Annotated in this window: 14 protein-coding genes; 10 read left to right on the forward strand and 4 right to left on the reverse strand. The window is 60.4% G+C overall.

Features of this window, described 5'->3' with window-relative positions; all coding sequences use genetic code 11:
• The first annotated feature begins 46 nt into the window (after positions 1-46).
• The 3 genes from ENJ54_09045 to hemC are packed head-to-tail and all read left to right on the forward strand — an operon-like array spanning position 47 to position 3,163.
• Positions 47-766 (forward strand): CAP domain-containing protein, encoded by a 720-nt coding sequence (locus ENJ54_09045; protein ID HFC09977.1) that lies wholly within the window; start codon positions 47-49, stop codon positions 764-766.
• A 35-nt stretch (positions 767-801) separates the two neighbouring features.
• Positions 802-2,235, forward strand: coding sequence for a glutamyl-tRNA reductase (locus ENJ54_09050; protein HFC09978.1), 1,434 nt, complete (start codon positions 802-804; stop codon positions 2,233-2,235).
• A gap of 25 nt (positions 2,236-2,260) precedes the next feature.
• Positions 2,261-3,163, forward strand: coding sequence for a hydroxymethylbilane synthase (gene hemC / locus ENJ54_09055; GenBank protein ID HFC09979.1), 903 nt, complete (start codon positions 2,261-2,263; stop codon positions 3,161-3,163).
• A gap of 12 nt (positions 3,164-3,175) precedes the next feature.
• Here hemC and ENJ54_09060 read toward each other — a convergent pair whose 3' ends face one another.
• Both ENJ54_09060 and ENJ54_09065 read right to left on the reverse strand, forming a co-directional pair.
• Positions 3,176-3,403, reverse strand: coding sequence for a DUF2283 domain-containing protein (locus tag ENJ54_09060; protein HFC09980.1), 228 nt, complete (start codon positions 3,401-3,403; stop codon positions 3,176-3,178).
• Positions 3,390-3,665, reverse strand: a complete 276-nt coding sequence (locus ENJ54_09065) for a hypothetical protein (protein HFC09981.1) — start codon at positions 3,663-3,665, stop codon at positions 3,390-3,392. The genes ENJ54_09060 and ENJ54_09065 overlap by 14 nt, the downstream gene beginning before the upstream one ends.
• Here ENJ54_09065 and ENJ54_09070 point away from each other — a divergent pair.
• The 3 genes from ENJ54_09070 to ENJ54_09080 all read left to right on the forward strand — a co-directional run bounded on the left by ENJ54_09070 (position 3,655) and on the right by ENJ54_09080 (position 6,810).
• Complete coding sequence (locus ENJ54_09070) at positions 3,655-4,494, forward strand: uroporphyrinogen-III synthase (protein ID HFC09982.1); 840 nt, start codon at positions 3,655-3,657, stop codon at positions 4,492-4,494. The two genes, ENJ54_09065 and ENJ54_09070, sit on opposite strands and share 11 nt — an antisense overlap.
• Before the next feature lie 18 nt (positions 4,495-4,512).
• Positions 4,513-5,532, forward strand: a complete 1,020-nt coding sequence (hemB, locus tag ENJ54_09075; protein ID HFC09983.1) for a porphobilinogen synthase — start codon at positions 4,513-4,515, stop codon at positions 5,530-5,532.
• Positions 5,533-5,619: 87 nt separating this feature from the next.
• Entirely contained in the window at positions 5,620-6,810 is a 1,191-nt protein-coding gene (locus ENJ54_09080) for a TIGR04053 family radical SAM/SPASM domain-containing protein (GenBank protein HFC09984.1), read from the forward strand.
• Positions 6,811-6,940: 130 nt separating this feature from the next.
• Here ENJ54_09080 and ENJ54_09085 read toward each other — a convergent pair whose 3' ends face one another.
• Together ENJ54_09085 and ENJ54_09090 are read right to left on the reverse strand one after the other, a co-directional pair.
• A complete protein-coding gene (locus tag ENJ54_09085) occupies positions 6,941-7,291 on the reverse strand; it encodes a type II toxin-antitoxin system RelE/ParE family toxin (protein HFC09985.1) in 351 nt (116 codons plus the stop codon).
• On the reverse strand, positions 7,281-7,505 hold the full coding sequence (locus ENJ54_09090) for a hypothetical protein (protein ID HFC09986.1): 225 nt from the start codon (positions 7,503-7,505) through the stop codon (positions 7,281-7,283). The genes ENJ54_09085 and ENJ54_09090 overlap by 11 nt, the downstream gene beginning before the upstream one ends.
• Positions 7,506-7,542: 37 nt before the next feature.
• Between ENJ54_09090 and hemE the strand changes: the two genes are divergently transcribed.
• The 4 genes from hemE to ENJ54_09110 form a co-directional block, all read left to right on the forward strand.
• Positions 7,543-8,619: a uroporphyrinogen decarboxylase gene (gene hemE / locus ENJ54_09095; protein ID HFC09987.1), complete on the forward strand. Its 1,077-nt coding sequence runs from the start codon at positions 7,543-7,545 to the stop codon at positions 8,617-8,619.
• 72 nt (positions 8,620-8,691) lie between these two features.
• Positions 8,692-10,143, forward strand: coding sequence for a protoporphyrinogen oxidase (hemG, locus tag ENJ54_09100; GenBank protein ID HFC09988.1), 1,452 nt, complete (start codon positions 8,692-8,694; stop codon positions 10,141-10,143).
• A gap of 121 nt (positions 10,144-10,264) precedes the next feature.
• Positions 10,265-11,551: a glutamate-1-semialdehyde-2,1-aminomutase gene (gene hemL, locus ENJ54_09105; protein HFC09989.1), complete on the forward strand. Its 1,287-nt coding sequence runs from the start codon at positions 10,265-10,267 to the stop codon at positions 11,549-11,551.
• A gap of 464 nt (positions 11,552-12,015) precedes the next feature.
• Positions 12,016-12,959, forward strand: a 944-nt coding sequence (locus tag ENJ54_09110) for a biotin/lipoyl-binding protein (GenBank protein ID HFC09990.1), incomplete at its 3' end; no start/stop codon positions are given.

The following is a 12,959-nucleotide window of genomic DNA, read 5'->3' on the forward strand; positions in this document are numbered from 1 at the left end:
GAATACGGCGGCAGCCCCGGCGACGCCGTTGCCTGCGGCCACGCGCGTGCCGCCCACCGCCACGCCGTTCCCTACGGCCACGGCAAAGCCCCCAACGGCCACGATGCCACCCACGGCCACGCGCATACCACCGACGCCGACGATGCTTCCTCCCACCGCGACGCACCCGCCCACGGCAACGCCAGCACCTATGGCGACACCTGTGCCGCCTACGCCGACGCACCTTCCCACGGCAACGATGGTGCCACCAACGGCCACAGCCGTACCGCCTACCGCCACGCGGGTGCCAACTGCTACCCCTGTGCCGCCTACTGCGACACCGGTGCCGCCAACACCGACACCTGCGGGATGTAGTTACAGCCTCAATGCTTCGTATGAGCAGCAATTGCTCGATTTGATCAACCAGGAACGCCAGAATCGGGGCATCCCACCCTTGCGCATGGATTCGCGGCTGGTGGCGGCCGCTCGCGCTCACAGTCAGGATATGGGCTGCAACGGCTTTTTCTCTCATACGGGCTCTGATGGTTCTTCCCCCTTTGATCGGATGCGGCGACAGGGCTACACCTTTACTGCTGCTGCCGAGAACATCTATGCCGGTAGCGGTTCGTACAACTCGCCTCAGGCGGCTTTCAATGGCTGGATGAACAGCGACGGCCATCGGGAAAACATGCTCAATTCGGCGTATGTGGACGTAGGCATTGGCTACGTGTATGTGGCCGGAAGCCCTTACGGTGGCTATTTCACGGCCGATTTTGGGCATCCATAGCCTGTTAGAGTGATGATTTCCAAAAGGGTGATCCTCTGGGGTCACCCTTTGAAAGTTTAAGGCGCCTTTTAGGGCTTTTAATCTCTGGTTTAGCGGATGCTGAGGATACTTGTCTGGCGGGGCTGGCGGGGCAGGAGTATAGTAAAGAGCGAGCGTTGTCTATTCCAGAAGTTTTGAGGTGCATTGTGCCAACCATTCATTGCCTGGGCCTCAACCATCGCACCGCCGACTTGGGTTTGCGCGAGCAGGTGGCGTTTTCGGAAGAAGACATTCGCGCCGCGCTGGCGCGGCTGGGGTGTGGAAAGAACGGCAGCCGCCCGGCGGGTGTTTCGGAAATGGTCATTCTTTCGACCTGCAACCGCACGGAAATTTACGCGGTTGCCCCCACTGAGGATTTCCAGACGCTGGAATCATTTCTGGCTGATGCCCGGCAGGTTGCCCCCGAGATTTTGCATCCTCATCTTTACCGCTACCGCGATGCTGACGCGGTAGCGCATCTTTTTCGTGTAGCCAGCGGGCTGGATTCTTTGGTGTTGGGCGAGCCCCAGATTCTGGGGCAAGTCACCCGCGCGTGGGAACTCGCCCGCGGGCAAGGCACCGTGCGCGCCGTGTTGGGACGGCTGTTCCAGGCCGCAGTGCATACGGGCAAGCGGGCGCGCACCGAAACGGCCATTAGCCATAATCCGGCTTCGGTTGCAACGATGGCGGTGCATTTGGCCGCCCAAACGGTGAAAGACTTTGATACCGCGCGGGTGTTGGTGTTGGGAGCGGGGGAAATGGCCGAGCAGGCGGTGGAAGCGTTGCGGGTGCGGGGTGTTTCCCATATTCGGGTAATGAACCGCACGCTGAGCAAAGCCGAGGCGCTCGCGGCGCGATGGGGAGGCGAGGCAACAACCTTTGAGGCGTTGTTGCCTTCCCTCGCCTGGGCAGATATTGTGCTGACTTCTACGGGCGCACCGCATACCTTGATTGATGCTCGACACGTGCAAGAGGCGTTGGACGCACGCGCCGGTCGTCCTTTGGTGTTGCTGGATATTGCCGTACCTCGCGATGTAGAGCCCGCTGTGGGGGAGATGGCGGGGGTGCAGCTTTACGACCTGGATGCTTTGCAAGACCATTTGGAAGACGCACTGGCATCCCGGCGGGCTGCTGTGCCGCAAGTGGAAGCGATTGTTGAAGAGGAAGTTGCTGCTTTCGTGGGCTACCTCCAGACCCTGGAAGTCGTGCCGATTATTCGGGCACTGCGCACCCAGGCCGAAATGGTGCGCCAGGCCGAACTGGAGAAAACTCTGCGCAAGATGCCCCACCTCACGGAAGAGGAACGGGCGCGTTTGGAGGCTTTGACGAAAGCCATCGTGAACAAATTGTTGCATTCCCCCACGGTGGCGCTCAAAGAGGCCGCCCAGGGCCATCGCGCCGCGGAAACCGCCGCGGTCGCCCGTCGCCTTTTCGGTATTTCCACCAACTGACCAACGGCTCGCTGACCACCCGACTATGCGACTTATTTTTGCTACCCGCCCCTCAGCCCTGGCCCGCTGGCAGACCCAGTGGGTGATTCGGGCTTTAGAAGCAGTGCATCCTGGCTTGACCTGCCAGGAAGAGGTCATCGTGACCCACGGCGACCGTGTGCTTGACAAACCCCTGCCGGAGATCGGCGGCAAGGGGTTGTTCACACAGGAACTTGAAGCCGCCCTGCTCAATGGCCGTGTGGATGCCGCGGTGCATTCCCTCAAGGATTTGCCCACCGAAATGCCGCTTGGTCTGACCGTAGGCGCGATCCCGCAGCGTGCGGAAGTGCGCGACGCGCTGGTGTCCGCTCAGGGCTACACCCTGGAAACCCTGCCCCAGGCCGCGGTGGTGGGCACTTCAAGCCTGCGGCGGGCTGCACAACTGCTGGCTGTGCGCCCCGACCTGCAGATTCGCCCCCTGCGCGGCAATGTGGATACTCGTGTGCGCAAGGCTATGGAAGGCCAATACGACGCGGTGGTGCTGGCTGGGGCTGGGCTGACACGCCTGGGCCTGACAGAGCACGTCAGCCAGTGGCTTCCTTTGGAAGTGATGCTGCCCGCGCCCGGGCAGGGCGCGCTGGCGGTGCAGTGTCGGGATGACGATGCCGAAACGCTGCGCCTTTTGACCGCGATAGAACATCCTGCCACCCGCGCCGCGGTGGATGCTGAGCGTGCGTTTCTGGAAGCCCTCGGCGGTGGCTGCGCGGTGCCTGTCGCGGCTTATGCAGAAGCCTTGCCGCAGGGCGCGCTGCGTTTGACCGGCTTTGTAGGCGCACCCGATGGCAGTGGCCATTGGCGGGGTAGCCTTACGGGCGAGTCTGCCCGTGCCCTGGGGCAAGCCTTGGCCCAAAAGGCCATTGCCGAAGGCGCGCGGCGGTGGTTGAAGTGATTGTGGAACGCTCTACCCCGAAATGAGGAGTTTTGCCTGAACGGTTTCCAAAAGCGCGTTTTGCAAAAATCGCCCCGCATTCAAGATTTCGATGCCGATAATGTCGCCCTGCGCGTTCAATTCCACGGTGATGTCTGGCGAAATTTCCACGCTGTTGGCTTCCGGCTCTTCCGAAAGCACCAAATGGAGCACATCTTCTTCTTCGAAATATCGCAACCGTGGTTTTTTATCCTTGGACATGGAGATACCTTCCTACGCGCACACGTTGGAGGATTTGCTTTCGAGTTGTGGCATGTACTGTTACCGGCGTGATGGTTTCTGCCCGGATTTCGTAAGGGACGAGGCAGAGTTGTTTTCCGCAGCGTCCTACCACAACGAACCGCCCCGTTTGGGTGTCGTAGTACCGTTCGTTGCCATAGCGCAGTATTTCGTCCAGCCGCTTTAAATCAAAGCCACGCACGCGGGCACGGTAACGCAAATATGCTGTCCAGATGATTTTCACCGTATCTCTCCTGAGAGAAATACGAGGAAACGATATCGTGACTTCTATTATACGCCAAAACGCCCCCACTGTCCTCATCACCCGCCCGGCGCACCAGGCCGGGCCTCTGGCCGCGCTGCTGGAAGCCCGCGGCTTTCGGCCTGTGCGCTTCCCTGCCATTGCCATTCGTGCCATAACGCCTAATCCGGCTTTGGATGCGGCGCTTCGCCACGTGGACGAATATGCTTGGATGGTGCTGACCAGCGTCAATGGCGTGCGCATTGTGTGGGAGCGCGCAGAAGCCTTGGGGCTTGCAAAGGCGTTGCAAAAGGCGCGCGTGGCCGCGATTGGGCCTAAAACTGCCCGGGCTTTGCGCCAGCGGGGCATCACGCCCGCTTTTGTGCCCCAGGAATATGTGGCCGAGGCCATTTTGCCGGGCTTGGGCGATGTGCGCGGCCAAAAAGTGTTGCTCTTGCGGGCCTTGCAAGCCCGCCCAACCCTGGCAGAAATGATTGCCGCCGCGGGCGGCGAGGCTCATGAGGTGCCGGTTTACGACACGCTGCCCGCGCAGCCTTCCCTTGAAGGCCTGGAAGCCTTGCGCCGTGGGGTGGATTATTTGACCTTCACCAGCCCTTCCACCGTGCGCAACTTCGTTGCCCTGACGCGGCAGGCCGGACTGGACCCGCTGGCCCTGCCTGGCAACCCGCAGGTGGTGTGCATTGGCCCGATTACCGCCCAGGCCGCCAGGGAAATGGGCTTCCCCGTGGCCGCCGTAGCAGACCCTTACACTGCCGAAGGTTTGGTTGAGGCCATCGTCCGTCTATCCCGACACCTGACACCTGACACCTGACACCTCTCGGAGGCTCTCATGGCAAAATTCCCCCTTTTCCCCACCAGCCGCCCGCGACGCCTGCGGCACACGCCTGCCCTGCGCCGCATGGTGCGGGAGACCGAACTCAACCCCAGTGATTTCATTTACCCCCTGTTCGTCCGTCATGGCCGCAACATCCGCCGCGAAGTGCCTTCCATGCCCGGCGTGTTCCAGTTTTCCGTTGATCAGTTGGCCGCGGAAGCGCGGGAAGTGTGGCAATTGGGCATTCCCGCGGTGATTTTGTTTGGTATTCCTGCAGAAAAAGACCCCGTGGGGCTGGAAAATTTTGCGCTGGAAGGCATCGTCCAGCAGGCCGTGCGGGCGATCAAGGACGCGGTGCCTGAAATGGTGGTGGTGACCGATGTTTGCCTCTGTGAATATACCGACCACGGGCACTGCGGCCTGCTCAACACGGGCGACCCGCGCCCCCACCCGCATTTGCCCGAGGGCTATGTGCTCAACGACCCCACGCTGGAAATTCTTGGTCAGGTCGCGGTTTCCCATGCGGAAACCGGCGCGGATATGGTTGCCCCGAGCGGCATGATGGACGGCATGGTGCAGGCCATCCGCCGCGCACTGGATGAGGCGCAGTTTGAGCATATTCCGATTTTGTCGTATGCGGTGAAATACGCGTCGGCTTTCTACGGCCCTTTCCGCGACGCCGCGGAATCGCCCCCGAAATTCGGCGACCGCCGCTCGCACCAAATGGATCCCGCCAATGCAGCCGAGGCCCTCAAGGAAGCCGCACTGGATGTGGCCGAAGGCGCGGACATGCTCATGGTCAAACCTGCCTTGCCTTATCTGGACATCATCCGGCAAGTGAAAGACGCGTTTCCCGAATTGCCGCTGGCCGCGTACAATGTTAGCGGCGAATACAGCATGATCAAGGCCGCTGCGGCCAACGGCTGGCTGGACGAGCAGCGCACAGTTTTGGAAGCCCTCACCGCCATCAAGCGCGCGGGGGCGGATTTGATCCTGACCTACCACGCCAAAGATGCGGCGCGGTGGTTGAAGTGAAACCGCAGATTACACAGATTTACTCAGATTTTTTCTGTGTAATCTGTGAAATCGGTGGTTTCTCACCGTTGTTTTACGGAGTGAGGAATGACCGTACCCCAAGACCCCTACGCTAACCTTTCCCCCGAAGCCGCGCGCGAGCGGCGCACCCACGACCGCCGCTACGCGGAAGTGGATTTCAACAAAGCGCCGTTTACCATCGCGTGGGAAATTACCCACGCGTGCGCGTACGCGTGCAAACATTGCCGGGCCAATGCCCAGCCCCAACGCCATCCCGACGAATTGACCACCGAGGAAGGCTTCCGCCTGATTGACCAGTTTACCGAATTTGGCAATCCCATCCTCATTTTCACCGGCGGCGACCCTATGATGCGCAGGGACCTTTTTGACCTGATCGCCTATGCCACGGAAAAGGGCTTGCGCTGCTCTCTGACACCAACGGCCACCGCGCTGCCCACGGTGGAACGCCTGCGCAAGGCCAGGGAAGCCGGCATCCGCCGCATTGCCCTCAGCCTGGATGCACCTACGCCCGCGGTGCACGATGATTTTCGTGGGGTGGATGGTTCCTGGCAGCGGACGATGAACATCTTGCACAACGCCCACGAGGTGGGGCTGAGCGTGCAGGTCAATACCACGGTGACCAAATTCAACGTGGATTTGCTGCCTGAGATGGTGCCCTTCATTGAGGAAGTCGGCGCGGTGCAGTGGTCGGTCTTCTTCCTGGTACCCACAGGGCGCGCCCAGGCGCAGTGGATGATCTCTGCTCAGGAACACGAGCGGGTGTTCAATTGGCTGTATGACCTTTCCAAGGCTGCACCCTTTGACATCAAGGGCACCGCGGCGCCCATGTACCGCCGGGTGAGCATTGAACGGCGGCGGGCAGAGTTGGGTGGCGGCGCTGCGGTCACATTCCAGGGCGCAGGCTTCCAGTATGCCGATGGCCTTAACCGCCCCACCAAGGGCGTGAACGATGGCAACGGCTTTTTGTTCATCTCCCATTTGGGCGAAATCATGCCTTCGGGCTTTTTGCCCATTTCGGCGGGCAACGTCCGAACCCACAACGTGGTGGACGTTTACCGCAATGCTCCCTTGTTCCGTGACCTGCGCGACCCTGACAGGCTCAAAGGCCCCTGCAGCACATGCCCCTATCGCGATGTCTGCGGCGGGCAGCGCGGACGCGCCTACGGCGTGTTTGGCGATTACCTGGCCTCTGACCCCGCGTGTGTGCTGGTGGACGAAGCCATCCGCCGCGGGGAGTATCGGCCAGACGAGAAATAATGCGCAAGAATTGCCTTGTAACTTGTAAGTGGTGTTTGTATTAGGTTGAAGTGCCCTGAGCGGAAGCATGAGCGTGAGCGAGGGCTGCAGTCGAAGGACGCAACACTCGGAGCCAAGGCTGGCGCAGTGTTCAATGCTCGCTTTCCTGAATAATTTGTCGCAGACGTTGGATGCTGACGTCCGCCTGGTCGCTTTTGGAGTAAATCGTGATCAAAATTGCCTTGTCCGGTGTGGGTAAGTAATAAATGATGCGATAACCCCCTCGTGCGCCCTTGCGAGCGTCTGAATTTTTGGCCCGTACTTTGAAAACAGCGTATTTGACACCAGGAATTTGTTTCCCAGGCGTGTCGCCGTTCTGGATACGCTCCAGAATAGGCTCAATATCCGAGCGGATATGACGATAGCGCCGACTTAGAAGCCGTATATTCCGTTTGAATTCCGGCGTATAGGCTAACGAGCGTTTGCCATCCTCATTCGGCATCAATATCTTCCCACAAGGTTTCGATATCTTGGGTTTCTCCGTTCAGGGCTTCTTGCCAACCTTGGCGGAAAGATGCTTTGGCTGGTTTCAGTGTAATGGCTTCTCGAAACGTGCGAATGAGTTGTAACAGCGCAGGCCAATACTCTTCGGGCGTGCGTTGTACTTCTTCCAGCATGAGGTTAAGTTCTTTATTGTCCATTGCTAATGCTCCCATTCGGGTTCGCTCATTTTGCTACTAAGGACATTATACAATGTCACAACATGTTTCTGCAACGTCACCCCTCCCTCGCTTCCTCCGCGCCTGCCGCCGCCTGCCGGTGGACGCCACGCCGGTGTGGTTTATGCGTCAAGCCGGGCGCTACATGCCCGAATATCAGGCCGTGCGCGCGAAATACAGCTTGCTGGAAATCACCCGCCGCCCCGACGTTGCTGCGGAAGTCACCCTTCAGCCCGTAGACGTCCTGGGCGTGGATGCCGCCATCCTTTTCGCCGACATCCTGCTCCCTGCCGAGGCGATGGGCCTGCAACTGGAATTCGTCCCCGGCAAGGGGCCAACGTTCCACAACCCTGTGCGCACTGCCGATGACATTGCCCGCCTTCGCCGCCCCGACATCACCGCGGATTTGGGGCACGTGCTGGAAGCCGTCCGCCTGACCCGCCAGGCCCTGGAAGGCCGCGGCGTGCCCCTGATTGGCTTTGCTGGTGGCCCGTTTACCGTGGCTTCCTACATGGTGGAAGGCGGCCCGTCGCGGCACTACCGCACCACCAAGACCATGATGTACGCCGCGCCCGACCTCTGGCACGCGTTGATGGACAAACTCAGCGACACCCTGGCCGCCTATCTGGTCGGCCAGGTGGAAGCCGGCGCGCAGGCCGTGCAGATGTTCGATTCCTGGGTAGGCGTGCTCAGCGTGCCCGACTACCGCCGCTATGTGCTGCCTTACAGCCGTCGCGTGCTTCAGGCCGCGCAGGAAACTGGCGTGCCGGTCATTCACTTTGGCACGGGCACCAGCCATTTGCTGGAAGCCATGCAGGAAGCCGGTGGCACCGTGATGGGCATTGATTGGCGCGAGCCGCTCGACCGCGCGGCTTCCCGCCTGGGCAACGCACCCCTGCAGGGCAACCTGGACCCCTTAGCCTTGTTTGCTCCTACCAGGGAACTCGCCGCCCAGGTGGAAGGCGTCCTGCGCCGCGCGCCGCGGCGAGGGCATATCTTCAACCTCGGCCACGGCATCCTGCCCGATACGCCAGTAGAAGCCGTGCGGGATGTGGTCGCGATGGTGCACGAGCGGACAGCAGCCGCAGATTACGCAGATGCCACAGATTGAACACCCTTTGCATCCTGCATCCTGCATCCTGCATCCTGCACCCTGCACCCTGCAACCTGATCAAAGGCAACCATGACAACACCCCTTTCTATCAAATCCAAGACTTTAACCTTAGCCATTGTTGGCGGTGGCATTTCGGGCCTGGCTGCGGCTTACGAGGCGCTTCGTATAGCCAGAAAAGAAGGCGGCCAGAGTGGGAAAGCCGCCTCGCCGAATATTGCCCTCTTTGAAGCCGCGCCGCGCCTTGGCGGTAAGATTACCACCCATCGCCGGGATGGCTTTGTGGTGGAGGGCGGCCCCGACACCTTCCTCGCAACCAAGCCCTGGGCTGTGGAACTCTGCCGCGAACTGGGCATCGAAGACCGCCTGCGGGGCACCAACCCTCACCGCAAGGCCACCTATGTTTTGCATCGGGGCAGGTTAGAGCCGTTGCCCGACGGCCTGACCATGATGATCCCCACCCGCTTTAGCCCCATGATCCGCACCCGCTTGCTGTCGTGGCCTCAGAAGGCCCGCATGGGGCTGGATTTCTTCCTGCCGCCCCGCCGCGAGGATGGTGACGAAAGCCTGGGTGCATTCCTCACCCGCCGCCTGGGGCGCGGGGCTTACGAAAATCTGATTGAGCCTTTGCTGAGCGGCATCTATGCGGGCGACGGTGACCAACTCAGTATGCCCGCGACGTTCCCGTATTTACGGGAGTTGGAACAAAAATACGGCGGCCTGATCAAGGGGGCGCTGGCCATGCGCCGCAAAATGGGCAAACGCGCCCCCGGCACCCGCAGCGCCTTCCTCACCCCCGAAACCGGCCTCGCCGAAATCGTGGAAGCCCTGGAAGCCACTTTGCGCGCGGGCGGCGTGGCGCTGCACACCAGCGCGCCTGTGCAGGCGCTTACCCCCACCGCGGACGGTTTCCACCTGACCACGCCCCAGGGCGAATATCACGCTCGCGCGGTGGTGCTCGCGACCCCGGCCTATGCCACCGCGGATTTGGTCGCACCCTTTGCCCCGGAGGCCGCCGCGGCCCTGCGCGGTATTCTTTATGCCACCACCGCTACCGTTTCCCTGGCCTATCGGGAAACCGATCTGCCCCGCCCCCTCGACGGCTACGGCTACGTCATTCCGCACAGCGAAGGACGGGAAGCCCTCGCCTGCACGTGGACTTCCACCAAATTCCCCCACCGCGCGCCTGAAGGCTACGCGCTGGTACGGGTGTTCGTGGGCCGAGCGGGCCAGGAAGCCGACATTTCCTGGAACCACGCGGCTCTGGAAGCCATCGCCCGCCGCGAATTGGCGCAGACCGTGGGTATTACCGCAGAGCCGCTGTTTGCCGAGGTGTTTGTGTGGCCCCAGGCCATGCCGCAGTACACGCTGGGACATCTGGATCGGGTGCGGACCGCAGAAGGTGCGCTTTCCCCCTGGCCCAACCTCGCCCTGGCCGGCAATGCCTACCGCGGCATCGGCATTCCCGATTGCATCCGTTCAGGGCGGGAAGCGGTGGAACGAATTATGAATGGTGAGTTATGAGTGGCGTGTTATAAAAGGCCCCCCTCGCCATTCGCGATTCGCAACTTGCATCTTGCATCTTGCAACTTGCAACTTGCATCTTGCAAGCAGCTCCTCACTCGCAATTTCCTCGGAGGTTCCCATGCACATTCCCAATTCCATCCGATGGTTTGAGCGCGCGCAGCAAATTCTCCCCGGCGGAGTGGATTCGCCTGTGCGCGCGTTCCGCGCCGTGGGCGGTCAGCCCTTGTTTATCGCCCGCGGGGAAGGCCCCTACCTTTACGACGTGGACGGCAACCGTTATATTGACTATGTCCTTTCCTGGGGGCCGCTCATCCTCGGCCACGCGCACCCTGATGTAGTGGAAGCCCTGCAAGAGGCCGTGGCCAGGGGCACCAGTTACGGGGCGCCCAGCCCGCTGGAAGTGGAACTGGCCGAGTTGGTGCGTGCCTTCCTACCCTCGGTGGAAATGGTGCGCTTCGTCAACAGCGGCACTGAGGCCACCATGAGCGCGCTGCGCCTGGCGCGAGCCTACACCCAGCGTGACAAAATCGTCAAATTCGAGGGTTGCTACCACGGCCACGCGGATATGCTGTTGGTGCAGGCGGGTTCCGGCGTTGCCACTTTGGGGCTGCCTGATTCTCCCGGCGTGCCGCGCGGGGCAACTCAGGATACCCTGGTCGCCCGCTACAACGATCTGGAAAGCGTGCGCGCGCTGTTCGCGCAATATCCTGAGGAAATCGCCGCAGTCATTGTCGAGCCGGTGGGCGGCAACATGGGCGTGGTGCCGCCTGTTGAGGGTTTCCTGCAGGGTCTGCGGAAAATCACCCAGGAACACGGCGCGGTCCTCATTTTCGACGAGGTGATGACCGGCTGGCGGGTGCACCCCCACGGCGCGCAGGGGCTATACGGTGTCACGCCCGACCTGACCACCCTGGGCAAGGTCATCGGCGGCGGCCTGCCTGTGGGCGCTTACGGCGGTAAGCGGGAAATCATGGAAATGGTCGCACCGTTGGGGCCGGTGTATCAGGCTGGCACCCTTTCGGGCAATCCCTTAGCCATGACCGCGGGCATCGTGACACTGCGGGCGCTGCAAAAAGAAGGCGTGTGGGAGCAAATGGAAGCCGCGGCCCAGCGCCTGACCGCGGGCATTGGCGAAGCCGCACGCGCCGCAGGCGTGCCCGTGCAGCAAACCCGCGTGGGTACCATGTTCGCCACCTTCTTCACCGAAACGCCGGTGCGTGACTGGCCTACGGTGAAAACGTGCGACACCAAACGCTTTGCCCACTTCTTCCAGGCCATGCTGGAACGCGGCGTGTACCTCGCCCCCTCGCAATTCGAGGCTGGTTTCATCAGCCTGATGCACGACGATGCGGTGATCGACGCAACGGTGGAAGCCGCGATGGAGGCGATGCAAGAAATTGCATAAGGCGCAACGGCGCCAAGCGTGTCAGCCTTCTCTATAAAAAGGCTATCGTTTTTGTGCTAAATTTCATGGTGGATCTCCTGGTGGTTGGGGTTCTGTTGCTTCCCTACCTTTACCGGGAGATTTCTCTTTTTTCTACAACACTTGCTCGCGTCCTGTTCCCCTGACTCCTCAGAAAAGATTTTACAATCCCCTTACATCCTACTAAAGTTCTATTAACCACGCCTCGCTACAATGACAACACTTGGGAATCACCGCACTCCCAATATTGCCTTCCACTCATCAGAAAAGCAAAACTCTACCACATTACAATCGTAATAATGAGGGTGCTTCCTTCATAAGGGCTGGCTTATTCGAATCACTGATTTCCGCCGTGCAGGCCCTCGACTCTTTCCTTTGCTGATCTGAGCCTGAGCCACTCTCCTTGGTCTCGCCTCTATCAGGGGCGAGACCAATTTATAACAGGCATGATACACTCATCTCTATACAACAAGGACAACGCCATGAGCAAACTGTTCAGAAACAAATGGTTATTGACCCTTCTGGTGCTCTTGCTGGCCGGCGGCGGTTACTATGGTTACAGCCGCTATCAGCAAACGAAAGAGGCCGCGCAAGCCCCCACAGAAAGCGAACTCAAAACCGCGAAAGTCCGCCGAGGCGATTTAGTGCTTTACGCCAATGGTAGTGGCAATCTGGCCCCGGCCTATGAAGTCGCTTTGGGTTTCGATACCGGCGGCGAAGTGGTGGAAGTGCTGGTCGAAGTCGGCGATCACGTCGAAGAAGGCGACCTCTTAGCCCGCCTGGACGACACCGACGCCCGCCTGCGGCTGGAACAGGCTCAGCGCAACCTGCGCGAACTCACTTCCCCCAGCGCACTGGCTGAAGCCGAATACGAACTGGCCGCGGCCGAAGATAACCTGGACGAGAAGAAAGGCCACCTCATCTGGCTGGTCAGCCTGGGCGTGTTCAATTGGACTGAACGACTTCAGCAAGCCCAGGCCCATCTGGCCGAGCTCAAAGCCGAATACGGCGATAACCCCACCGAAGAACAGCAAGAAGAAATCAAAGCCGCGGAACGGGCTGTCAAAGAAGCCGAAGCCGGATTGCGGGTTTCCCAGCGGTATTACGAAGACACCTACATTATTGAAACCTTCGCCCAAACCGTCGTCAATCCTCGCACGGGCGAAGAGCGAATCGTGTACGAATACGACCCCGACACTGGTCGAAATGAGCCGGTGGTCTATCCACCTTCTGAATACGAAATCAACTTAGAGTCTATCCGAAAAAAGCCAAATCGTGCACAATGGAGGCAGCAGCGAATAACACAAAGGCCAAATAGTTTTCCGGTTTTTTGCACCAACGGGTGCGTACACTCCGGCGTTTCACCAGCCAACTTAGGGTGCGCTCCACG

Source organism: Chloroflexota bacterium, assembly GCA_011322445.1.
Taxonomy (GTDB): domain Bacteria; phylum Chloroflexota; class Anaerolineae; order Anaerolineales; family DRMV01; genus DRMV01.